The sequence below is a fragment of the Paraburkholderia sp. RL17-368-BIF-A genome, from assembly GCF_046054045.1.
Classification (GTDB): domain Bacteria; phylum Pseudomonadota; class Gammaproteobacteria; order Burkholderiales; family Burkholderiaceae; genus Paraburkholderia; species Paraburkholderia graminis.
The window spans coordinates 230,590-253,861 of record NZ_JARESN010000002.1; the positions used below are offsets into that span (position 1 = coordinate 230,590).

Annotated in this window: 22 protein-coding genes; 12 read left to right on the plus strand and 10 right to left on the minus strand. The window is 63.0% G+C overall.

The window, feature by feature from the left end; all coding sequences use genetic code 11:
• Nucleotides 1–43: 43 nt before the first annotated feature.
• Nucleotides 44–1,081, minus strand: coding sequence for an AraC family transcriptional regulator (locus P0D87_RS04170; RefSeq protein ID WP_053859260.1), 1,038 nt, complete (start codon nucleotides 1,079–1,081; stop codon nucleotides 44–46).
• Between the two features lie 210 nt (nucleotides 1,082–1,291).
• Here P0D87_RS04170 and P0D87_RS04175 point away from each other — a divergent pair, with 210 nt between their 5' ends.
• The 6 genes from P0D87_RS04175 to P0D87_RS04200 all read left to right on the plus strand — a co-directional run bounded on the left by P0D87_RS04175 (nucleotide 1,292) and on the right by P0D87_RS04200 (nucleotide 8,767).
• The gene (locus P0D87_RS04175) at nucleotides 1,292–2,425 is read left to right on the plus strand and encodes an acyl-CoA dehydrogenase family protein (protein WP_053859259.1); all 1,134 of its coding nucleotides are present in this window, start codon (nucleotides 1,292–1,294) and stop codon (nucleotides 2,423–2,425) included.
• A gap of 95 nt (nucleotides 2,426–2,520) precedes the next feature.
• Nucleotides 2,521–4,224, plus strand: a complete 1,704-nt coding sequence (locus P0D87_RS04180) for an AMP-binding protein (RefSeq protein WP_053859258.1) — start codon at nucleotides 2,521–2,523, stop codon at nucleotides 4,222–4,224.
• A 105-nt stretch (nucleotides 4,225–4,329) separates the two neighbouring features.
• On the plus strand, nucleotides 4,330–5,838 hold the full coding sequence (locus P0D87_RS04185) for a CoA-acylating methylmalonate-semialdehyde dehydrogenase (protein WP_006046725.1): 1,509 nt from the start codon (nucleotides 4,330–4,332) through the stop codon (nucleotides 5,836–5,838).
• Between the two features lie 27 nt (nucleotides 5,839–5,865).
• A complete protein-coding gene (mmsB, locus tag P0D87_RS04190; protein ID WP_053859257.1) occupies nucleotides 5,866–6,792 on the plus strand; it encodes a 3-hydroxyisobutyrate dehydrogenase in 927 nt (308 codons plus the stop codon).
• Nucleotides 6,792–7,610 (plus strand): enoyl-CoA hydratase, encoded by an 819-nt coding sequence (locus tag P0D87_RS04195; protein ID WP_029965826.1) that lies wholly within the window; start codon nucleotides 6,792–6,794, stop codon nucleotides 7,608–7,610. The genes mmsB and P0D87_RS04195 overlap by 1 nt, the downstream gene beginning before the upstream one ends.
• The gene (locus P0D87_RS04200) at nucleotides 7,607–8,767 is read left to right on the plus strand and encodes an enoyl-CoA hydratase/isomerase family protein (RefSeq protein ID WP_053859256.1); all 1,161 of its coding nucleotides are present in this window, start codon (nucleotides 7,607–7,609) and stop codon (nucleotides 8,765–8,767) included. Before P0D87_RS04195 ends, P0D87_RS04200 begins: the two co-directional genes overlap by 4 nt.
• 80 nt (nucleotides 8,768–8,847) lie before the next feature.
• On the opposite strand, the gene P0D87_RS04205 is transcribed toward P0D87_RS04200, so the two are convergent.
• From P0D87_RS04205 to P0D87_RS04215, 3 genes are all read right to left on the minus strand, one after another.
• The gene (locus tag P0D87_RS04205; protein WP_006046729.1) at nucleotides 8,848–9,675 is read right to left on the minus strand and encodes a hypothetical protein; all 828 of its coding nucleotides are present in this window, start codon (nucleotides 9,673–9,675) and stop codon (nucleotides 8,848–8,850) included.
• An 84-nt stretch (nucleotides 9,676–9,759) separates the two neighbouring features.
• Nucleotides 9,760–10,356 carry a tetratricopeptide repeat protein gene (locus tag P0D87_RS04210; RefSeq protein ID WP_006046730.1) on the minus strand — a complete coding sequence of 199 codons (597 nt, stop codon included), beginning with the start codon at nucleotides 10,354–10,356 and terminating at the stop codon, nucleotides 9,760–9,762.
• A gap of 176 nt (nucleotides 10,357–10,532) precedes the next feature.
• Nucleotides 10,533–11,501, minus strand: coding sequence for a helix-turn-helix domain-containing protein (locus P0D87_RS04215; protein ID WP_310074973.1), 969 nt, complete (start codon nucleotides 11,499–11,501; stop codon nucleotides 10,533–10,535).
• A gap of 552 nt (nucleotides 11,502–12,053) precedes the next feature.
• Here P0D87_RS04215 and P0D87_RS04220 point away from each other — a divergent pair.
• From P0D87_RS04220 to P0D87_RS04240, 5 genes are all read left to right on the plus strand, one after another.
• Nucleotides 12,054–13,025, plus strand: a complete 972-nt coding sequence (locus tag P0D87_RS04220; protein WP_053859254.1) for an ABC transporter substrate-binding protein — start codon at nucleotides 12,054–12,056, stop codon at nucleotides 13,023–13,025.
• Nucleotides 13,026–13,095: 70 nt separating this feature from the next.
• Nucleotides 13,096–14,130 (plus strand): aromatic ring-hydroxylating dioxygenase subunit alpha, encoded by a 1,035-nt coding sequence (locus P0D87_RS04225; protein WP_006046733.1) that lies wholly within the window; start codon nucleotides 13,096–13,098, stop codon nucleotides 14,128–14,130.
• Nucleotides 14,131–14,133: 3 nt separating this feature from the next.
• Nucleotides 14,134–14,931: an ABC transporter ATP-binding protein gene (locus P0D87_RS04230; protein ID WP_029965821.1), complete on the plus strand. Its 798-nt coding sequence runs from the start codon at nucleotides 14,134–14,136 to the stop codon at nucleotides 14,929–14,931.
• A 2-nt stretch (nucleotides 14,932–14,933) separates the two neighbouring features.
• On the plus strand, nucleotides 14,934–15,782 hold the full coding sequence (locus P0D87_RS04235; protein ID WP_006046735.1) for an ABC transporter permease: 849 nt from the start codon (nucleotides 14,934–14,936) through the stop codon (nucleotides 15,780–15,782).
• A gap of 13 nt (nucleotides 15,783–15,795) precedes the next feature.
• On the plus strand, nucleotides 15,796–17,217 hold the full coding sequence (locus P0D87_RS04240) for an amidohydrolase family protein (RefSeq protein ID WP_053859253.1): 1,422 nt from the start codon (nucleotides 15,796–15,798) through the stop codon (nucleotides 17,215–17,217).
• Nucleotides 17,218–17,309: 92 nt separating this feature from the next.
• On the opposite strand, the gene P0D87_RS04245 is transcribed toward P0D87_RS04240, so the two are convergent.
• From P0D87_RS04245 to P0D87_RS04260, 4 genes are all read right to left on the minus strand, one after another.
• On the minus strand, nucleotides 17,310–17,885 hold the full coding sequence (locus P0D87_RS04245) for a DUF308 domain-containing protein (protein ID WP_053859252.1): 576 nt from the start codon (nucleotides 17,883–17,885) through the stop codon (nucleotides 17,310–17,312).
• A 101-nt stretch (nucleotides 17,886–17,986) separates the two neighbouring features.
• Nucleotides 17,987–18,601, minus strand: a complete 615-nt coding sequence (locus tag P0D87_RS04250; RefSeq protein ID WP_053859251.1) for a hypothetical protein — start codon at nucleotides 18,599–18,601, stop codon at nucleotides 17,987–17,989.
• Nucleotides 18,602–18,733: 132 nt separating this feature from the next.
• Complete coding sequence (locus P0D87_RS04255) at nucleotides 18,734–19,849, minus strand: NADH:flavin oxidoreductase (protein ID WP_171799968.1); 1,116 nt, start codon at nucleotides 19,847–19,849, stop codon at nucleotides 18,734–18,736.
• Between the two features lie 36 nt (nucleotides 19,850–19,885).
• Nucleotides 19,886–20,770 (minus strand): alpha/beta fold hydrolase, encoded by an 885-nt coding sequence (locus tag P0D87_RS04260; RefSeq protein WP_053859249.1) that lies wholly within the window; start codon nucleotides 20,768–20,770, stop codon nucleotides 19,886–19,888.
• On the opposite strand from P0D87_RS04260, the gene P0D87_RS04265 reads away from it, so the two are divergent.
• A complete protein-coding gene (locus P0D87_RS04265) occupies nucleotides 20,753–21,304 on the plus strand; it encodes a winged helix-turn-helix transcriptional regulator (RefSeq protein ID WP_321175863.1) in 552 nt (183 codons plus the stop codon). The two genes, P0D87_RS04260 and P0D87_RS04265, sit on opposite strands and share 18 nt — an antisense overlap.
• 168 nt (nucleotides 21,305–21,472) lie before the next feature.
• Here the strand turns inward: P0D87_RS04265 and P0D87_RS04270 are convergent, their stop codons facing one another.
• Complete coding sequence (locus P0D87_RS04270) at nucleotides 21,473–22,321, minus strand: siderophore-interacting protein (RefSeq protein WP_006046742.1); 849 nt, start codon at nucleotides 22,319–22,321, stop codon at nucleotides 21,473–21,475.
• Nucleotides 22,322–22,362: 41 nt separating this feature from the next.
• Nucleotides 22,363–23,184, minus strand: a complete 822-nt coding sequence (locus P0D87_RS04275) for a PadR family transcriptional regulator (RefSeq protein ID WP_029965811.1) — start codon at nucleotides 23,182–23,184, stop codon at nucleotides 22,363–22,365.
• Nucleotides 23,185–23,272: the final 88 nt, after the last annotated feature.

Here is a 23,272-nt window from a genome sequence, read left to right on the forward strand (position 1 = left end):
GCGCGGGCCGACCCTCCAGGAAGACTGGCCTGCTTCTTACAGCTTAGTCCGATTCCGCGCGCCGCGTGAGGTCCGCGCGCGCCGGACGATAGTCGGTGGGCCGCATGCCGGTCCATTTGCGGAACGCGCGATGAAACGCGCTCGGCTCCGCAAAGCCCACCGACGCCGCGATGTCCGCAATCGTGCGGCGGGACTGCTGCAGCTCGCCAATCGCAATGTCGCGCCGCAGGTCGTCCTTGATCGACTGATACGTATGGCCTTCCTGCTTCAGACGGCGCCGCATGGTCGCCTCGGCGACGTTCAGGCGCGCGGCCATCTGGTCGGCGGCGGGCCAGCTCGCCATCGGCAACGCGCGCAGCGTTTTGCGCACGCGCGCGGCCAGCGAACCCGGATTGCGGTATTTGACGACGAAGCTCGCCGGCGCATCGCGCAGAAACGGCCTCGCCGAGTTCGCCGTTTGAATCACCGGCAGCTCGAGAAACGCCGGCGAGAGGTCCACGTAAGACTCCGGTTGATCGAACGCCATGTCGTCGCAAAACATCAGCCGGTATTCATGCGCGGCGGGCGGCTCGGCGCAGCGAAAGCGCGCTTCGATCAGCGGAATGCGGCGTCCGACCAGCCAGCACAACAGCCCATAAACGACGATGAAATACGTCGCGTACGCAAACATCGCGGGCGGCCGGGTTCCCTCGCGTTCGACGAACGTGAGACGCACGCGCTCCGCGTCGGTCTCGACGCGCGCGCCGAGATCGTCCAGCACGAGCCGCATGAAACCGATTGCGCGCGACAGCGCCTGCGCACCGTTGCGCGCCGTGAGCGCCGTCTGCGTCATCGCGATGAAGCTGCCGAATTTCATGCGATGCGAGTCCTGACCGAAAAATTCATCGTCGAGCGCGCGTGCGATGCCGACCCACAACGCGCCGTATTGCGCCGACGACACGCGGCTTTTCGGCGACGCCAGCATCGGCGCGGCGATGCCGGCGGCTTCCGCGAGCTGCAGCGCATCCACACCGCGGGCCGCCGCGAGCGCGAGTGTTTCGTTGACCAGCGCAACGGAGATAGTGCCTTTTTCGGTTTTCATCGGCGATGGTTCGGCAGGGTAGTTGAAGTGGCAATCGCGCTCAACGTTTTGCTTATCAGAGAAGCTCTAATGCGGCAAAAACGCTGCCGTTGCCGCACTGCATGGTATCAGTATGGCAAATGCGCTCACACATAATGATCGCGCTGAGCATCGAAGCCGGCGGCCGGCTTGCCTACACTTGCTTCGAACGCAAGCACAGGACTCACGCTCATGGACAGTTTCTACACCGAAGAACAACGCATGATCTGCGACGCGGCGCGCGACTTCGCCAGCGAGCGCCTCGCGCCGAACGCCGCTCAATGGGATCGCGACGCGCAACTGCCCGCGGACGTCGTGAGACAAATGGGCGAGCTCGGCTTTCTCGGCATGATCGTGCCGCCGCAGTGGGGCGGCTCATACACCGACTACGTGGCCTACGCGCTCGCGCTCGAAGAAATCGCCGCGGGCTGCGCCGCGTGTGCGACGCTGATGAGCGTGCACAACTCCGTCGGCTGCGGACCGATTCTGAATTTCGGCAGCGACGCGCAGAAAGACCGCTATTTGCAGGACCTTGCGAGCGGCCGGCGCATCGGCGCATTCTGTCTGACCGAGCCGCAGGCGGGCTCCGAGGCGAACAATCTGCGCACGCGTGCGGTGCTGCGCGACGGCAAGTGGATACTCAACGGCAGCAAGCAGTTCGTGACCAACGGTGCGCGCGCCGACATCGCCATCGTATTCGCGGTCACGGACCCGGATCGCGGCAAGCGCGGCCTGTCCGCGTTTATCGTGCCGACCGATACGCCGGGCTTCAACGTCGGCAAGCCCGAACACAAGCTCGGCATTCGCGCATCCGACACCTGTCCGATTTCGCTCGACGACTGCGCGGTGCCCGAAGCGAATCTGCTCGGCGAACCGGGCGAGGGCTTGCGTATCGCGCTGTCGAATCTGGAGGGCGGACGCATCGGCATCGCGGCGCAAGCCGTGGGCATCGCGCGCGCCGCGTTCGATGCCGCGCGCGCCTATGCCAGCGAGCGCATGCAATTCGGCAAGGCGCTGAAGGATCATCAGACCATCGCCAACATGCTCGCCGACATGGCCACGCGCCTGAACGCCGCGCGCCTGCTCGTGCATCACGCAGCGCGGCTGCGCTCGGCGGGCGAGCCGTGTTTGTCGGAGGCATCGCAGGCGAAACTGTTCGCGTCGGAAATGGCCGAGCAGATCTGCTCGAACGCGATCCAGATTCACGGCGGCTACGGTTATCTCGAGGACTACGCGGTGGAGCGCCATTACCGCGACGCCCGCATCACGCAGATTTACGAAGGAACCAGCGAAGTGCAGCGCATGGTGATCGCGCGTCACGTTTGAACGCTGCGCGAGCCGAGTTTGAGCGCAAAATAGCTTGCGGATAAAACTAAACCCGAGCAAACGCGGACCGATACCGCGCCCATCAGGAGACGACCATGACTGCAGCGAAAGCATTTTTCGACGCACGCGATCTGTTATTGCGCCATCGAACCGACTATGAGCGCGCATACCGCGAGTTCGCGTGGCCGGTGGTGGACGAGTTCAACTGGGCGCTGGATTACTTCGACGTCATCGCGCGCGATAACGACAACCCGGCGTTGTGGATCGTCGACGATCCGGCAGGCGAGGGCTTGCGTTTGTCGTACGCGCAAATGTCGGAGCGCTCCGCGCGCATGGCCAACTTTCTGCGCGGCGTGGGCGTGCAACGCGGCGACCGCGTGCTGCTGATGCTGCCGAACCGCGTCGAACTGTGGGACGTGATGCTCGCCGCGATGAAGCTCGGCGCGATCGTGCTGCCCGCCACCACGCAGCTTTCCGCCGACGACGTGCGCGACCGCGTGCAGATAGGCGGCGCGAACTTCGTCGTGGTGGACAGCGCGGAGCTTTCCAAATTCGATTCGCTCGATGTGCCGTTGACGCGTCTATCCGTCGGCACGCCGCGCGACGGCTGGATCGATCTTGCGGCCGCGTATGACGCATCGCCGCAATTCACTCCGCAAGGCGTCACGCGCGCCACCGATCCGCTGCTGCTTTACTTCACGTCCGGCACCACGTCGAAGCCCAAGCTCGTCGAGCATACGCATCAGAGCTATCCGGTTGGCCATCTGTCGACGATGTACTGGATCGGCCTGCAACCGAACGACATCCATTGGAATATAAGCTCTCCGGGCTGGGCGAAACACGCGTGGAGCTGCTTCTTTGCGCCGTGGAATGCGCAGGCCTGTGTGTTCGTTTACAACTTCGCGCGCTTCGTGCCGAAAGACACGCTGAACGTGCTGGTGCGTTTCAACGTGAGCACCGTGTGCGCGCCGCCGACCGTCTGGCGCATGCTCGTGCAGGAGCCGCTCGCGGATTATCCGGTGAAGCTGCGCGAGATTGTCGGCGCGGGCGAGCCGCTCAATCCGGAGATTATCGAGCGCGTGAAGCACGCATGGGGCATCACGATACGCGACGGTTTTGGGCAAACCGAGACCACTTGCCAGATCGGCAATTCGCCGGGCCAACCGGTTGTCGCGGGTTCGATGGGACGTCCGTTGCCGGGCTACAAAATCGAACTGATCGACGCCGACGATCACGCAGTCACCGAAGGCGAAATCGCATTGCCGATCGGCGCCGATGGCAAGGACCGTCCGCTCGGTCTGATGACCGGCTACGCGAACAACGCGAAGGCGACCGCCGAGGCCATGCGCAACGGTTTCTACCGCACGTCAGATGTCGCACTGCGACGCGATGACGGCTACTACGTGTACGTCGGCCGCGCCGACGACGTTTTCAAATCGTCCGATTACCGGCTCAGTCCGTTCGAACTCGAAAGCGTGTTGATCGAGCACGAGGCCATCGGCGAGGCGGCGGTCGTGCCGAGCGCCGACGCGCTGCGCCTGTCGGTGCCGAAGGCTTTCGTCACCGTGCGCCAGGGCTACGAAGCCGGCCCCGAACTCGCGCGCGCCGTGTTCGCATTCTCGCGCGAAAAGCTCGCACCGTATAAGCGGATTCGCCGTCTGCAATTCAGCGAGCTGCCGAAAACCATCTCCGGAAAGATCCGCCGCGTCGAGTTGCGGCGCCGTGAAATGGAGCGGCAAGCCGAGCCGGCACGCTTGCCCGACGAGTACTGGGAAGAAGATTTCCCCGATCTGCGCTAGGCGTCATTAAGCACTTTTATTCGACCGTACTTACTGTGCGTCGGTCACTGAGCCACGACGCACACCACAGAGCCACCACCGATTCACCGCATAGGAGTTTCCAGCATGAGCGCAATTGCCCCGGATACCGTCAAGCTGCTGATCAACGGCGAATTCGTCGAATCGACAACCACCGAATGGCGCGACATCGTCAATCCGGCGACGCAACAGGTGCTGGCGCGCGTGCCGTTTGCGACCGCCGACGAAGTCAACGAAGCGATCCGCTCGGCGCATGCCGCGTTCAGCACATGGAAGAACACGCCGATCGGCGCGCGCATGCGCATCATGCTGAAGTACCAGGCGCTGATTCGCGAGCATCTGCCGCGCATTGCAAAGACACTGAGCGCCGAGCAGGGCAAGACGATTGCCGACGCCGAAGGCGACGTCTTTCGCGGACTCGAAGTCGTCGAGCATGCGTGTTCGATCGGCACCTTGCAGCAGGGCGAATTCGCGGAAAACGTCGCGGGCGGCGTGGACACTTACACGCTGCGCCAGCCGCTCGGCGTATGCGCGGGCATCACGCCGTTCAACTTCCCCGCGATGATCCCGCTATGGATGTTCCCGATGGCGATCGTCTGCGGCAATACGTTCGTGCTGAAGCCTTCGGAGCAGGACCCGTTATCGACGATGCAACTGGTCGAACTCGCGTTGGAGGCAGGCGTGCCCAAGGGCGTGCTGAACGTCGTGCACGGCGGCAAGGACGTGGTCGACGCGCTCTGCACACATGAACTCGTGAAGGCGATTTCGTTTGTCGGCTCGACGGCGGTCGGCACGCACGTGTATCGCCTCGGCAGCGAGCACGGCAAACGCGTGCAGTCGATGATGGGCGCAAAAAACCACGCCGTCGTGCTGCCCGACGCGAATCGCGAGCAAACGTTGAATGCGCTCGCGGGTGCGGGCTTCGGCGCGGCGGGGCAGCGTTGCATGGCGACCTCGGTGGTCGTGCTGGTGGGCGCGGCGCAGCAATGGCTGCCGGACATCGTCGCCAGGGCGAAGACGCTCAAGGTCAACGCGGGCCACGAGCCGAACACCGATGTCGGTCCGGTAGTGTCGCGCGCCGCGAAGCAGCGCATTCTCGGGCTGATCGAAGCGGGCGTGAAGGAAGGCGCGACGCTCGCGCTCGACGGCCGCGACGTGAAAGTGCCTGGCTACGAGCAGGGCAATTTCATCGGCCCCACGATTTTCAGCGACGTCAGCACGGAGATGGAAATCTATCGCACGGAGATTTTCGGGCCGGTGCTGCTGGTGCTCAACGCCGCGACGCTCGACGACGCGATCGCGCTCGTCAACCGCAATCCGTTTGGCAACGGCGTCGGACTGTTCACGCAAAGCGGCGCGGCGGCGCGCAAATTCCAGAGCGAAATCGACGTCGGCCAGGTCGGCATCAACATTCCGATTCCGGTGCCCGTGCCGTTCTTCAGCTTCACGGGTTCGCGCGGTTCGAAGCTCGGCGATCTCGGTCCGTACGGTAAACAGGTCGTGCAGTTCTACACGCAAACCAAGACCGTCACCGCGCGCTGGTTTGACGACGACACGATCAACGACGGCGTGAACACCACGATCAGCCTGCGCTGAGCGAGCCGCAAACAGGGAGACGGCATCATGAAAATAGGCTTTATCGGACTCGGCAACATGGGCGCGCCGATGGCGCACAACCTCTTGAAGGCGGGCCATGCGGTCAACGTTTTCGACCTGAATGCACAAGCCCTGCAGGCGCTTGTCGATGCGGGTGCTAAGGCGGCCGCTTCGCCGAAAGCGGCGGTCGCCGACGTTGAATGCGTGATCACGATGCTGCCCGCGGCGGCGCATGTGCGCAGTGTGCTCACGGCAGAAGACGGCGTCTTGGCCGGCATTCCCAAAGGCGTGACCATCGTCGATTCGAGCACGATCGATCCCGCCAGCGTGAAAGCGTTCGCGGAACTCGCGCGGCAGCACGGCAACACGTTTGTCGATGCACCCGTGTCCGGCGGCACCGGCGGCGCGGCCGCGGGCACGCTGACCTTCATGGTCGGCGGCAGCGCGAGCGCGTATGAAGCGGTGAAGCCGGTATTGTCGGCGATGGGCAAGAATATCGTGCATTGCGGCGACACGGGCACGGGCCAGGTCGCGAAGATCTGCAACAACCTCGTGCTCGGCATCACGATGGCGGGCGTGGCCGAGGCCATGTCGCTCGGCGAAGCGCTCGGCATCGACGTGAAGGTGCTTGCCGGCATCGTCAATACGTCGACGGGGCGCTGCTGGAGTTCGGACACGTATAACCCGGTGCCGGGCGTGATCGACAGCGCGCCGTCCTCGCGTGGATACAGCGGCGGTTTCGGCACGGATCTCATGCTCAAGGATCTCGGCCTCGCGACGGATGCGGCCAAATTCGCGCGTCAACCCGTCTATCTCGGCGCGCTCGCGCAGCAGCTTTATCAAACGATGAGCGCAAAAGGCGCGGGACGTCTGGACTTTTCGGTGGTCATCAAGCTTTATCGTCAAGGGAGCTTGAGTGACAACGGCAGCGACAGCACGAAGGGAGACGCGTAATGATCGAACTCGACTACGCGCACAACGGAACCGTCGCACAACTCACCCTCAAGCGCCCGCCCGCGAATGCGTTCACGCCCGAAGGCTTGCTGCAATTGCAGCAGACGGTGGAGCGGCTGAACGGCGACGCGCGCGTTCGTGCAATCGTCATCACTGGCGAGGGGCCGAAGTTCTTCAGCGCGGGCGCCGACCTCAACACCTTCGCCGACGGCAATCGCGACGTGGCGCGTGTCGCGGCGGCCCGCTTCGGCGCCGCGTTCGAAACGTTGCAGAATGCGCGGCCCGTGGTGATCGCCGCGATCAACGGTTATGCAATGGGCGGCGGGCTCGAATGCGCGCTCGCTTGCGACATCCGTATCGCCGAGCAGCACGCGGTGATGGCGCTGCCCGAGACCGCGGTCGGCTTGCTGCCCTGCGGTTGCGGCACGCAGACGCTGCCGTGGCTCGTCGGCGAAGGCTGGGCGAAGCGCATGATTCTCACCGGCGAACGCGTGGACGCGTCGACTGCGCTGCGCATCGGTCTCGTCGAAGAGGTCGTGGAAAAGGGCGCTGCGCGCGAGGCCGCTCTGATTATGGCGGCGCGCGTCGCAGGGCTGAGCCCGCAGGCGGTCGGCTTCAGCAAGACGCTGATTCATCAGGCGCGCAACGGCGTGCCGCGTTCGGCTGCGCTGGCGCTGGAGCGCGAACGTTTCGTCGATCTGTTCGATGGAGCCGATCAGCGCGAAGGCGTCAATGCGTTCCTCGAAAAACGCGCGCCGCGCTGGGAGGTTATGCAAAGCGTAGATGCCGCCCGCGCAAACGAGGAGACGCAACGATGAGCGCCTTGCAAAGCGTCGCATCAGAATTCGCATCCGAAGCCGGCGCAGAGCCGGAACGCGAGATCCTGTTTCGCGTCGTCAACCGCGTCGCGATCATCACGCTAAACCGGCCCGCTGCGCTGAATGCGCTATCGCACGCGATGATTCGCGAGCTTGCGATGCTGGTCGAACATTGCCGCAACGACGACGGCATCGTCGCGCTCGTGATGAAAGGTGCTGGAAACAAGGGCTTTTGTGCGGGCGGCGATGTGCGCGAGGTGCATCGGCTCGCGAAGAACGGCGACAACCGCTGGCTTGCATTTTTCATCGACGAATACCGGCTCGATTACACGCTGCATACTTTTACGAAGCCGGTCGTCGCTCTGCTCGACGGCATTGCGATGGGCGGCGGCATGGGGCTCGGCCAGGCAGCGCGGCTGCGCATCGTCACCGAGCGCAGCAAGATCGCGATGCCGGAGACGCGCATCGGCTTTCTGCCCGACGTTGGCGCGACGCGCTTTCTCGCCGCGATGTCCGCGGAACTGGAATTGTATGTCGGCCTGACCGGCGCGACCCTGTCCGGCGCCGATGCGTTGCGGCTGCAACTCGCCGATCTGTGCGTGCCGGCCGACTGGCTCGCTTCCTTCGAAGAGCGCTTGCGGCGCATGCCGCATGACGGCGATCTGATGAGCGCATTGCGCGGCGTGTTCGAGCCGCCGTGCAACATCGTGCCGCACGCCGCGTTGGCGCAGTTGACGCCGCAGGTTCTGCGGCATTTCGACCGGCGCTCGGGCGTCGACAGAATCGTGGCGACGTTGCGGCACGATCTCGACCGCGACTTGCCGCGTGAAGTGAAGCAATGGCTGCAATCCACCTACGATGCGCTCGTCGCGCACTCGCCGACCATGCTTTACGTGACGCGCGAGGCGTTGTTGCGCGGCCGGCAGATGACACTCGCCGAATGCTTCCGGATGGAGCTCGGCATCGTCAAGCGCGCGATCGAGGAGGGCGATTTCTGCGAAGGCGTGCGCGCGCAGTTGATCGACAAGGACCGCAAGGGACGCTGGGCGCCGGCCACGCTCGCCGAAGTCCGGCCCGAGCGGGTCAGGCATTTTCTGACTTCGCCGTGGAAGCGGGAAGCGCATCCGCTGGGCGATCTGGGTGTCGATACGAACTGATGCACCAGCCAGATTCACGACCAACCATGAGCCGCGATGACCGGAGCGGCGAACGCGGCATAACGGAACGGAAAACGCGATCAGTTCACCTGCAACTGTCCGCCTCTTCCCAGGCCGCCCTTGACGTCCTGTGCCTTGTAGCTACGGAGCGCGACGACCATCTTGTTGTATGCGTCGATGAACGCCGCGACCGTCGCCTTGCCTTCCGGCGTCCTTGAGAATCCGCTCAGTCCGCCTCCTGCGCCGCCGCCGAGGCCGGCCAACGCCGCGCCATAGTTGGTCGCGGTCGAGTTGCCTTCGGCCGCCGATATTTGCAGCGCCGAACGCACATCGAAGAGCGTCAGCGTGACCACCGACGCCTTCGACTGCATGCCGCCCGCGATCTTGCCCAACGCATTGCCGCCGATCAACCCGCCCAGCACGCCGCTGACGCCGCCAATCGCCGAGTCGTTGATAATGATCTGCGGTTCCATGTAGTAGTCTGCCGCGACCCGTTGACCTTTCTGCTGTTTCGATCCGGCGCGGTACTCGCCGGAATTGCGCTGCAAACCCGTGATGCGCGACAGCCGTGCATCGGTCTTCTGATTGCCGATCGACGTGATCACAAAACAGTTCGATTGTTGTACTGCAAGACGCAGCAGCGGTTCGATCGTCGTGACCTGAGTCGCGCTGCCGAATGGACCGAACCAGTCTGCATTGCGTCCGTCGTCGACTGCAATCGTGCCGAGCGGCGCCTTGCAGCGCTCGAGCGTTTCGTCGGCGCCCGCGCTTGTCGAGCCACCGGCTGCACCGGAGACACCCGCGCTTTGTCCGCCAGTGGATACCATGCCCCCGCAGGCGCTTAGAGATCCGATCAAAATGATCGAGAAGACGCCCTTGGCGCTCCGATATGTCGAATTGAGCTTCATGTTTTGATGTTCTTGGAGGATGCGTGATGCAGTTGACGGAATATCAATGAGATGGCCGAGCGGATATGTTCTTTTCCAGATGCGTCAATACCAGTACCAGCCCCGGCCTTGCCAATAGCCCTGGTAGGGATAATCGGCATACCAGTTGCCGTAAAGCGCACGCGCCTCTGTCTGCCACCGGTAGTAATCCTGATCGGATTGCTTGGCCGCTCGCGCTTGCGCGAGTAGTTTTCCCGACTCCTTATCGCCGCGTTCCGATGCGATCATCAGCCACTTCTCGGCCTCACGAGGATCGGGTCCCATCTCTTCGAGACCGAACAGATAAAAACGGCCCAGTGCTTTCTGTGCTTGCAGGTCGCCGCCTTCGGCCGCCTTGCGCATCCATTTGAGCGCCTGATAACTGTCCTGACGCACGCCGTCGCCGCGAAAATAACGCAGGCCCAGGTCGTAAGCTGCACGCGGGTTGGTCTCCCCGGCTTTTACCAGCGCGGCGATGCGCCGGTCCGAATCTGTTTCGGCCGAATCGTGGCCGTTGCGCGAAGCGTCTAAGGCAATCTGACTTTTTGGCCGCTCGGCACATCCACTGTCGTCGCAAATGCGCACGAACTGACTCGCCGACTGATCATGCGCACAGGCCGCCAGAATCAGGACGGCCGATGGCGCCAATTGGCGATACCCCATTTGTGATCCCCGGTTCTGATTGTGAACTCGCGCCAGGAAACGCAAGCCGAGGTTAGCGTTGGGTCTTCCTGACGCGTATCTTCATAACTAAGACAGGCGGAAAAATAGTAGCAGTTGCGCGTTGCGCGCTTTTGCCTGAGCGTCTCTATTACTTGTCTGTGCGTCTCAGTGCATGTTCACTTGTCGAGCTTGTCCAGCACGTCGCGCAGCGAGCCTGGCGAGTGGCCGCCGCGGCGCGACGCGGCTGGCTGCGCAGGTTCCGCTGCGCCCCGCTCGCGGGCGTCGCTCGGCGAGCAGCCGAACGCCTGGCGAAAGCTACGGCTGAAGTGCGACTCGCTCTTGAAACCGTACTGGAACGCCAGCGTGGAAAGCCGCTGTTTCCGGCCCTTCGGGCTTTCCAGTATCTCGCGGATTTTTGCCAGCCTGCGCTGCTGGATATACGCGGCGACGCCGGACTCGCGCGCGAACAGCCGGTACAGATGAGCGCGCGAAATGCCCACGTCGCGGCAGATCTGCTGCGGAGAAAGCTGCGCGGCCGTCAGATTCGCATCGATATAGCGGCGCACGCGGACCAGCAGCGCGTGGTTGATCTCGTTTTCGGCATCGGCGAGCGTTTGTGCCGATGGCGCCAGCGCCGCCGAGACCATCGCCAGCGTCGCCTGCTCGATATAGGGCATGTCGGCGGGCGACAGGTACGGCAACTGGCGCCGCAGCGAAATCATGTGGTCGCCGAGCAGGGCGCTCATCGGGCCTTGCAGCACGGCGCCATGCAGATTCGCCGAGCGGATGCGCGGCTCGAGCAGATCGCGGGCGATCGTCAGAATAACCGTGTCACCGGCTACGATTTCGGAATCGAGTTCGCGGGCCAGATCGAGTACATAGATTTTCGACGGCTCTGCTTCGATCGGCGTGCGAGCCGCATATCCGGATAGAGAATGAGTAATGCCGAGGCAGAGATAAAAATGATCGAGGCCGTCCCTGCGGATCATTTGCGCTGACCGCTTTACGCCATAGGCGACCGGTTCCTGCTGCCCGGCCCAGGTGCCGCAACCCATCAATAGAGAGCCGATATAGCCAGTGGAAAGATCGTAATTGAAACTGGAAGAAACCGACTTTTCGATATCGACGTCGAATATCGCGTTCACCTCGTCACGCCATACTTCAAATCGTTGCTCATTCGGGTACGGTTCAGTACAAAAGCGATAGAAATATGGATTCAATCTCGAACTCCGGGAGTGAAGGGTCATATTGCCGGATCTTTTGATTCAGTGTTGCACGCGTTTTCGACAATCATGCCTTATATGGAGAAGAGGTGTGATTCGTCTAAGCGCCTATTAATGTTTTGCGTGAGTCCCGATTAAATCCACACTCACGGTGCTGTCGTGCGCGATCGCGGGGCGCGGATGCCCCGCGACGACGCATGCGGCCATGCATTCGGCCAGGCGTAAGCCCACATTTCATGGCCTCGATCGCCTGGCACGCTTCTCGCATAACCGTCGTGCGGAGTATAAGCGGCTAGCGCCGGGCGAACGGTTCGCTTCGGCGTGGGGCATTGCTCCTGGGGTGCATCGCGCACCCACGTCGACTATGTCGGCGTTCGAATGAAATCGCCCGATTTCAACGACAGGACACGCAGTATCGCCCCTGACTTTCGAACGTCCTCATGGTCTTCCAATGTCCTCATTCGGGAGCCATTCATGCGTTTCATTCGTCGCCTGTTTTGCACCGCTGTTCTCGGTCTCGCCACGCTTGCCGCTCACGCCGACGACCACATCACCGTCCTCACAAGCTGGTACGCGCAGGCCGAGCACGGCGGCTTCTATCAGGCTGTCGCCACCGGCCTCTACAAGAGAGCCGGACTCGACGTCACCATCAGGATGGGCGGCCCGCAGGTCAACGGCATGCAACTGCTGGTGGGCGGGCAGGCGGATTTCATCCTCGGCTATGACTTTCAGGTGCTGTCCTCGATCGAGGCAGGCATTCCTGTCGAGACCGTCGCCGCTTCGTTCCAGTTCGACCCGCAAGGCATGCTCACACACGACGACGTGAAAGGCCTCGGCGACCTCAAAGGCAAGACGATCCTGGTCGCCGGCTCGGGCCGCACCTCGTGGTGGCCGTGGCTCAAGGAAAAGTACGGCTACACCGACGGCCAGACGCGTCCTTACACCTTCAACCTGCAACCGTTCTTTGTCGACAGGAACGTCGCGATGCAGGCTTATCCGTCTTCCGAGCCGTTTCAGGCGGAACGCGCCAACGTCAAGACGCACTTTTTCCTGTTCGCCGACGACGGCTATCCGCCCTACAACACGACCATCGTCGGCATGAAGAAGAGCATCGACGCGAAGCCGGACGTGGTCGCGCGTTTCGTGAAGGCCTCGATGGAAGGGTGGAAGAGCTATCTGTCCAATCCTGCGCCGGGCAACGAACTCATCAGAAAGGACAACCCGGAGATGACCGATGCGCAACTCGCGTTCGGCGTCGCGCAACTGAAGACGCTCAAGCTCGTGACCGGCGGCGATGCGGCCACGCTCGGCATCGGCGCGATGACCGATGCGCGCTGGAAGAAGACCTATGACTACATGGTGTCAGCGAAGCTGCTCAAGCCGGGCACGGACTATAAAAGCGCCTACACGCTGAAGTATGTGCAGAACGCGAAGGTGATGCCTTAAAGGTGATGCCTTGAAGGTGATGCCTTAAGCGCATCCGGCAAAGCGCCCACACAAATCGAGGAACAACATTATGCTGGTCACCCGTCAAAAAGTGCTGCGCCGCTTCTGGTACGCAGTGGTTCCCATGTCCCATCTCGACGATGGCCCCAAGCCGTTCACGCTGCTCGGCGAAAACATCGTGCTGTGGAAAGGAGCGGGCGGCAAGCCGCACGCCTTGCGCGACCGCTGCTGCCATCGCACGGCGAAGCTCTCCAAGGGCTTCGTGGATTCAGACGGCAACATCGCCTGTGGCTATCACGGCTGGACCTATGACTGCACCGGCCAGTGCGTGAAGATTCCGCAGAACGGCGCGGGCGAGATTCCCTCGCGTGCCGTCGTGCAGTCGTACCGCTGCGAGGAACGCTACGGTTATGCGTGGGTCGCGCTTGACGAGCCGCTGCAGCCCATTCCCGAGTTTCCCGAAGAGACGGCGCCCGGTTACCGCCGCATTTTGCAGTTCTACGAGCAGTGGAACACGAGCCCCTTGCGCATGATGGAGAACTCGTTCGACAACGCGCACTTCAGCTTCGTGCATAAGTCGAACTTCGGCCTGTTCGATCAGCCCAGGCCGTCGAAATACGAATTCCGTCCAGGCGAATGGGGCTTCGAAGCGGAGACGCGCGTGCCTATCCGCAATCCGCAGGCGAGCTTTCGCATTACCGGCACGACCGACGACATCACCGAGCGGCATCTCGTGAACCGCTGGTTCATGCCCTTCGCGCGGCGCTTCGGCTGCATGTATCCGGCGAGTGGGATTCACCACATCATCTATAACTGCGCGACGCCCATCGACGATAAAACGATGATGCTCGTGCAATGGCTCTATCGCAACGACACCGAAGAGCAATGCTCGACACAGGCGCTGATCGACTGGGACCGCCCGATCACCGACGAAGACCGCGAGATTCTCGAAGCCACCGATTACGACGCCTGCATCGACGTGAGCCGTCAGCAGGAATGCCACATGGTCTCCGACCAGCCCGGCCTGCTGATGCGCCGCATGCTGCTCAAGCTGCTGGAAGATCACGGCGAGAAGGAAGTGTTTCGTATCGATGCGGAGGCGTGAGCCATGAACGAACAGCACAATCCGGCGCTCTCGGTGCAGCGCGTCGACAAGATCTATGCGAACGGCACCACCGCGCTTACCGACGTGCGGCTCGATATCGGCGCGGGCGAGTTCGTCTCGCTGCTCGGTCCGTCGGGCTGCGGCAAGAGCACGCTGCTCAAGATGTTCGCGGGCATCGAAAGCCCCACGCACGGCCACATGCGCTGGTGGGGCCAGCCGCTCGCCATGACCGGCACGGTGCGCACGAAGGGGCGCCGCATGTCGATGGTGTTCCAGGAAGCCACGCTGATGCCGTGGGCCAGCATTGCCGCGAACGTCCGGTTGCCGCTCGATCTGTCACACGTGCCGCGCAAGGAAGCCGACGCGCGCGTGGCCGATGCGCTCGCCAACGTGGGTCTGGCGGGCTTCGGCGATGCGCGTCCGCGCGAGTTGTCGGGCGGCATGCAGATGCGCGCGTCGCTGGCGCGTGCGCTCGTCACCGAGCCCGACCTGTTGCTCCTCGACGAACCGTTTGGCGCACTCGACGAATTCACGCGCAACAAGCTCGATGCCGATCTGCGCAAGCTCTGGCAGTCGCGCGGCATGACGGTGGTGTTCGTCACGCACAGCATTTACGAAGCGGTGTATCTATCGAGCCGCGTGGTGGTGATGCAGGCGCGCCCGGGGCGCGTGATCGCCGACGTGCCCATTGACGGCAAGGAGGCACGCGACGAAGCGTATCGCGTGTCCGCGCCGTTTCTGGCGCACTGCAAGACGCTATCGGATCTGATCTCCGACGCGCATCAACTGCAAGGAGCGTAACGATGACGAGCGAAACCATTGTCAACCGGGCCGCCGCGAACGAGCGGAAAGCCGTCAACCCGCGCAGGCCCTTGTTGCAGCGTCCCGGCGCGATGAAGGCGCTCGCGCCGTGGGTGGTCGGCGTGCTGATGCTGTCGATGTGGGAGGCGGCGTGCGCCGTCTTCGACGTGCCCGTCTATCTGGTGCCCGCGCCGCATGACATTGCGCGGCAACTTGTTGTCGATGCACCGATGCTGTTCGCCGCGCTGTTTGCCACGCTCAGGATCACGCTGCTGGCCTTTGCACTCGCAACGGTGCTCGGCGTGGCGATCGCACTCGTGTTCGCGCAGAGTCCGCTGATCGAGGCGAGCTTTTTTCCGTATGCGATCCTGCTGCAGGTGACGCCGATTGTCGCCATCGCACCGCTCATCATTATCTGGGTGAAGGACACGACCTTCGCGCTGGTGATCTGCGCAACGCTGGTCGCGCTGTTTCCGATCATCTCGAACACGGCGCTGGGTTTGCGCAGCGTCAATCCGGGGCTCGTCAACCTGTTCCGTATCAATCGCGCGACGCGCTGGCAGACGCTCACGCGCCTGCGCGTTCCGAGCGCGCTGCCGTATTTTTTCGGCGGACTGCGCATATCGAGCGGCTTGTCGCTGATCGGCGCGGTGGTGGCGGAATTCGTCGCGGGCACGGGCGGCACCGGCTCCGGGCTCGCGTATCAGATCTTGCAGGCAGGCTTCCAGTTGAACATTCCGCGCCTCTTTGCCGCGCTGATGCTGATTACCGTCACGGGCGTAGTGCTGTTCGGCATCACCGTCTGGGTCTCGCGCCTGGGCTTGCGCGGCTGGCATGAAAGCGAACTATGAGGAACGACACCGCATGACGACTACTCTGATTCGAAACGCGGCGGCCATCATGACGGGCGGCGGCGCAAACGAACCGGCGCGCGCGGCCGGCCCGGATATCCGTATCGAAGGCACGCGCATTCGGGCCGTCGGCGCGCTTGCCCCGATGCCCGGCGAAGCGATCGTCGACGCCACCGACTGCGTCGTCTATCCCGCGTGGGTCAACACTCATCATCATCTGTTTCAGGCGCTGCTGAAGGGCGACCCGGCGGGCATCAACGCATCGCTCACGCCGTGGCTCGCGGCTACGCCATACCGGTATCGCGCCCGCTTCGACGAAAAGCGCTTCCGGCTCGCTGCGCGCATCGGCATGATCGAGTTGGTCCGCTCGGGCTGCACGACCATCGCGGACCACAACTACGTGTACTACCCGGACATGCCGTTCGACAGCTCGGCCATTCTGTTCGAGGAAGCGCAGAAGCTCGGCGTGCGCTTCGTGCTGCTGCGCGGCGGCGCGACGCGCACGCGTCAGCTCGAAGCCGGACTGCCCACCGCGATGCGTCCCGAATCGATCGATGCCTTCATGAGCGATCTCCAACGTCTCGCCTCCAGTTTTCACGACGCCTCGCCGCATTCGATGCGCCGCGTGGTCGCCGCGCCGACCACGGTGTTGTTTTCCGTCTCTCCTGCCGAGATGCGCTCGATTGCGGGCGAGGCGCGCAGGCTCGGATTGCGTCTGCACAGCCATCTCTCGGAGACCGTCAACTATCAGGACAGTGCGCAGGCGATGCACCGGCTCACGCCGGTCGAGTTTTGCCGCGAGCACGGCTGGCTCGGCGAAGACGTGTGGTATGCGCATCTGGTCAAGCTCGATGCCAGCGAGATCGATCTGCTCGCCGCGACCGGAACCGGCATTGCGCATTGTCCGCAATCGAACGGACGGCTAGGCAGCGGGATTGCGCCGGTACGTGAACTGGCGGATGCGGGCGTGCCGGTTTCGATCGGCGTGGATGGCGCGGCCTCAAACGAAGCCGCCGACATGATCTCCGAAGTCCACATGGCGTGGCTTGCGCAACGGGCCCGGCGCGGCATGGCGGCACAGCCCGAATATCGGGGAGGGCGCTTCGAAGGCGGAGCGGATGCGGCGTCGGTGGAGGAGGTCGTGCACTGGGGCACGGCGGGCGGCGCGCGCGTGCTCGGGCTCGAAGGCGTCGGCAGGATCGAGGTGGGCGCGCAAGCGGATATCGCCGTCTACCGGCTCGACGATCCGCGCTACTTCGGCCTGCATGACGTGGCGATAGGGCCGGTGGTTTCGGGCGGGCGCCCCGAACTCGCCGCGCTCTTCTGCGCGGGTCAATGCATCGTGCGAAACGACGTGCTGCCGGATGTCGACCTCGGCGCACTGCGCCGCGAGGCGGCTCGGGAAGTCAGGGCGATGATCGCGGAGGTGGCCTGACGCCGGCGCATGTCGCGCGGCGTCTGAACCGGCGGGGCCCGTCGCGTCGATCACGCGAAGCCGGCGGCAGCATGCGGGGATCGACGACACAGTCACGCGGTCTCGCGGCGCAGTCGACGCACGTATAGCCATAACGCCGACACCAGAAAGTAGATCGCGCCCACCGCGGCATACGCAGCCACCCGCGAGATTGCCGGCGGCGTGGGCGCGCGAGCCTGCACGATGAAATACGCGCCTGCCAGCGCCGACTGCGCACCGCTGAGAGCCATCGCCCATTGCGCGGCAAAGCGATTCCAGCGCCGCATAGCGGTGCCGAGTTGCAGGAGCCCGGAGAGTATCGCCCATACCCCGAAGACGCCGAGCACCCACTGCATGCGCGCATTCAGGGCCACGATGACCGCCACCGCCGCGGCCACGCTGATGACGGCGTTGATTGCCTGAGTGCGGCCCTCGGTCATTCCGCCGCTGCGCGACATATCGAAGTAATTGGCAAGCGCATCCCACGCGGGATAGACGAACAGCAGCACTGCCGTCGCCTCCGGAGAACGCTGCCCGACCGAAAAAGCGAGCGCGACCCACAGCGCGGAAAACGCAGTCCGAACGAAGTAATAGCGCATGAGCCACCATTCGTCGCGAGCGGCTATGCCACTCATCTGGCGTTCATTCATAGCAACTTCTCCTGATTGTCACGATCGCACCCGTCGACCGGCGATGCGCGAGCCGCTGGTTGACCGCCGCAATCGGCGGGCGAACCGCGGCTCGAACCGCCTTACATCGGCGGAGCCACGCCATCCTTTTCGACGATGATCTGCACAGCGTTGTACGCACCGCTCTTGCCGTGCGTTGCCACCACGAACACCCGCTTGCCCGCAGTCAGTTCGTCGCGCGTCGCGGGAATGAGCGTCACTACCGGTGCGTTCGCAGGCACGGTGACCGTGTTGGTGCCACCCTTGTACGAGAGCTTCAGGTCACGGCCGCTTGTACCTTGCACGATGGTGTCGACGTTGGCGTTCGTCATCGAGCTGCCAGCGCCGAGGTCCCATGCAAAATGGCCCTCTGCCATCCCGCGTGCGGCTTCGGGAAATACCAGAACCTCCTTCGCTTCCAGCTTGCCGTCCGCGCGGGGCATCGCAGCGGCTCCGACATAGGCGCCGGGTTTGATATCGGAAAGCTGTATGGCTTTCACCGCATTCAGTCCGCTTGCATCGACTACTGCAATGCCGACCGTTTCGCCGCTACGCCGGTGCACCTGGAGCACGCCGCCGGAGTACGACTGAATGGTGCCCCTGATCCGTTCAGGCTTGTCAGCGGAAGTCTGTGCGAACGATGCGTTGGCGAACGCCAGCGCGATTAGTGAAACGACAACTTGGAAACGAAATGACATGGATGCTCCGTCTGGTTAGGATCGGTGGTAAGCATCGCATCTTGCTCGTTCCGGCGGCATCGGTCAGATGACCGACCCCCTGCAACTCCGCCCGATTGAGTATGGTTCCAGGCCGGTGCCATCAGCGGTTTCCTAGGCCAAGGTCGAGAAAGCGTCCGGGGTGAAGTTCCCAATCTCGTCGACGCGCCCTTGCCGGATCTTCTCGAGCCATGCCGCGTCCTTTAGCAACGCGCGTCCGACCGCTACCAGATCGAACTCTCCTCGTTCCAGTCGCGCTAACAGGTCGTCCAGCGGAGCGGATTGCGCGTCCTTGCCCGCAAAGGAGTCGTAGACGTCGCTTCCAAGTCCCACCGATCCCACTGTAATGGTTGTGACGCCCGTGACTTTTTTCGCCCAGCCGGCCAGGTTCAGGTTTGCGTCGGCTTCGGGAAACGCGGGCTGCCAGTAGGCCGGCTGGGAGAGGTGCAAAGCATCCGCGCCGGCATCCACAAGCAGGCCAAGCCACTCTTCGAGCACTGCTGGCGTCCCCGCGAGCCGTGCGCGGAAGTCCTTCGGCTTCCATTGCGAGAGGCGAAGAATCACTGGAAACCCCGGTGTCACCACCGACCTGATCGCCTTCAGCACTTCCACAGCGAAGCGTGAGCGTTCGACGAGCGTCGCTCCGCCATATCGGTCGCCGCGCTGGTTGAGATCCTCCGAGAAAAACTGATTGATCAGGTAGCCATGCCCGCCGTGCAGTTCGACGCCGTCGAAGCCGAGCCGTTCTGCATCCGCTGCGGCTCGCGCGTATGCGTCGATTGTGTCCGCGACGTCTGACTCGCTCATCGGCTGAGCCACGCGTTCGCCGGTTATGGAGAGGCCCGATGGGCTCTCGTAGCGATGAGCGGACAACGCCCGCTCGCCCGCTCCATTCGAAGGTTTATGTCCCACGTGCCACAGTTGCGGCGCAATGCGTCCACCAGCCGCGTGGACCTCGTCGACTACTTTCTTCCAGCCGGCCAGCGCCGCCTCGCCATGAAAGCGCGGGACGTCCGGATCGTCGAGCGCGGCCGCGCGACCAACACCGGTTCCTTCGGTGATGATGAGACCGACGCCGTGCGCCGCACGTCGCCGATAGTACGCGGCGACGTCGGCGCCCGGTATGCCGCCTGGGGAGAAAGACCGTGTCATCGGAGCCATGACTACCCGGTTAGGCACGGTGAGGGCATTGAGTCGATAAGAGGTGAGCAGAATGTCGAGATCGGGCATCGGGTTCTCCGGATTCGAGTTGGCAAAGGCCGTTGGCTATAGGGCGTCGATCCATGCGGTAATCGCGGTGTTCACGTCGTCCGCGCGATCCTGCATGATCCAATGGCCTGTGCTGGTCCATACATCCACCTTCGATTTCGGATGCGAGAACCAGGAGCGCATGCGGTTCGCCTGCTCGGGGTCGCGGCACATCTGATAGAAGGGAACGGTAAGGCTCTTGCACAACGTTGCGCTCGCTTCTCCAATGCCGACCTGATCGTTGCCGAAGAACAGCGGACCGAACGACTCGCGCACGACATGCACTGGCATGCCCTGGACGCGCCTCGCGTGCCAACGCTTGAATGCCGGCTCAGTGATGCGGTCATAGACAAGCTGGAACAAGGCCGGGACCACGATGCCAGGATCGCCCGCATTCAAATCATGCGTGGTTTTCGCAAAAAGTTCGGCGGCGGCGCCGGAAAAACCGAGCGCGCCATCGACGGACACCACCGCGCTGACCAGATCCGGGCGCTTCGCGGCAAGTCGGGCTGCGATCTGGCCACCCATCGAATGCCCGACGAGAACGAACTTCTGTCCGGGATACCTCGTTGCGATAAATGCCTCGATGTCCGCGACGTAGTCGGCGGGCGTATAAGCGCCGGGCGGCATCAGCTCCGATCTGCCATGCCCGCGCAGATCGACAGCGACGACGCGATACCTGCTTTCGAAGAGCGGCAGTTGCCAGCTCCAGTCATGCGAATCGCAAGTCCAGCCGTGGAGAAACATGACGTTCTTTCCCGTACCTACCTCGGTCGCGAACAGTGTGGCCGGCGATTTCGTTGCAGCAAAGGCTTCATGGTTCCCGAGAGTGGTCGCAATCGCTGCCGCACCGGCGACCTTCAGCATGTCGCGTCGAGACAGTTCGTGTTCCATCATTTTCATTCGCTATCCTTATTTATCACGAGTACATCAAACGCCTGGCTCGCTGGGCTGTGTGACGCCGAGCTCCAAGCAATTGACCGGACTCCATGTTATACATTGGATATCTACGGTCAATTACGCACCTTCAGGTGCGCAGATATACAGGAAGATACCGACATGACTTGCGAGGTTGACGAGGTTTTCTTTGCGGATTGCGCCGCACGCTCGTTTTTCGATCAGGTGGCGAACAAGTGGTCAGTGATGATTCTCACGCTGCTGACCAGGAAGCCAACTCGCTTCAACGAGATCAAGCGCAGGCTGGAAGGAATCACGCATAAGGCGCTTACGCAGGCGTTGAGGCGTCTCGAACGCAATGGCCTCGTCGCGCGGAATGTGCTCAATACTTCGCCGGTCGCGGTGGAATACTCGATCACAGAACTCGGGCGTACCCTGCAGGTTCCGTTCGGAGCGGTCTATGAATGGTCGATCAAGCATTTGCATGAGATCGATCAGGCGCAAAAAGCCTACGATCAACAGATGCCGGCAGAGCAATAGGGAGAGAAGATCGGCGCGCTTATTCGATGATTGAGGCGCCGTTGTGAGTTGAGTGGCGACCTGTTTCTAGTGCAGTTTTCGTTCGATCGCGAAGTCGAGAAAAGCACGGGTCTTTGCCGGCACGTGGTGCCGGGATCGTCTCCTGGTCGTCTTTTAGTCGCCGATGGCCTAGTCGTCGATGGTTTCATGCACCGCTACGGCGCCCTGTTTCCAGTAGCTTGCCGCGCGAATCCGCGACTTGTCGACGCCGCGTTCGGTGCACAGGTGATAGCGAATCGCGCGAATCGTCGCGGATTCGCCCGCGGCCCACACATAACCTTCGCCGTCATCCGGCAGATAGGTTGCGCGCACCGCTTGCAGCAACGCCTCGCCGCGCGCGCAGTGTTCGCTTCCGCTTCCGCTTTCGCGTTCGCTTCGATAACACCACACGAGGTGCAGTTCGGCTTCGGTTCTGAATTCGATGCGAGCCGACGGATCGGCCACTTCGATCACTGCGGCCACGCGCTTGCCGGCCGGCAATTCCTCGAGGCGGCGCGCGATGGCGGGCAGGGCGGTGTCGTCGCCGATCAGCAGGTGCCAGTCGAAAGCGGTGGGGATCACGAGCGAGCCGCGCGGCCCGCCGATGCCCAGGTACTGGCCGGCTTTCGCCTGCGCCGCCCACGTTGCCGCGGGACCGGCTTCGTGCATCGCAAATTCGATATCGAGTTCGCGCGCGTCGCGATCGAAGCGGCGCGGCGTGAAATCGCGCGCCGTCGGGCGACGTCCTTCGGGGAACACGGGACCGTCCGGGCCGGCTTGCGGCAGCACCGGTTTGTCGGCGCCCGGTTCGGGGAAGAAGACCTTGATGTGATCGTCGAACGAAGCGGACACGAAGTCGTGCAGGTCTTCGCCCGTGAAGGTCACGCGGATCAGATGCGGCGTGAGCGCCTGCACTTTCTTCACTTGCAGCAGACGGAACCTGAGCGGATGGCGCACGCGCTCTACGGCGAGGTCGGGTCGTTTTTCTTGAGTCGGCATTGAGTTGTTACTCCTGTCTGGTCGAAGTGTCGATGTCGATGTCACGCAGTGGCCGCATCACCGCTTTTGCCGCTGCCCGAATCCTGTTCGCCTTCGATTTCCTTCGCGGCTCGCATCAGGATCGCGGCGATGCGGCGCTGTTCTTCCGCCGATGCGTTGTCCCGGCGCAGCAGCGCATTTTTCAGCGCGCGGCGCGCGGCGTTCAGCTCGGGCAGCCAGCCGCCTTCGCTCACGTCGGCCGGTTCTTCACCGGCAAACGCGCGGCGCACCGAGTCCATCTTGCGCGCGATGTGGCTCAGCTTCGCGAGCATCAACTCGACGCGCTCGCGGTTGGCCGCGAGGTACTCGCGTCCGGCTTGCGCGAGTTCGTAGCGCTTGCGGTTGCCTTCGAGCTGCACGGTGACGTAGCCGAGTTCTTCGAGGTACGTGAGCGCCGGGTACACCATGCCGGGGCTCGGGCTATAGAAGCCGTTAGAACGCGTTTCCAGCGCCTTGATGAGCTCGTAGCCGTGGCTCGGTTGCGCGTCGATCAGCGAGAGCAGCAGCAGTTGCAGATCGTCGGAACTGAACTTGCGGCCGCGCGGGAAGCCATCGCCTTCGCCGCCGAAGCCGCCAGGGCTGCCGCCGAACGGACCGCGCCCGCCGCGTCCGCCGCGATGCTCGTGATGACGTCCGATTGCATGCCAGAACGCCCAGGGCGAAAAGCGATGCGCGCTGCCGACGCGCTCGGCGTCTTCGCTGCGAACTGCGTGGTGATGAGCGAACGCGTGCCACAGCGCATGGAGCGAGGGGCGCTCGAAGCCGGCGTCGAAAGAAGCGTGATCCGCGCCGTGACGGCGGTCAAAACGATGGTGATGACGCATCTTGCGTCCTCCATTTATGTCTTAAGATGTGTCGTAAGATATATATCTAAAGATGGTTTGTCAAACTTTCTTTTGGGCGCTTATCGGC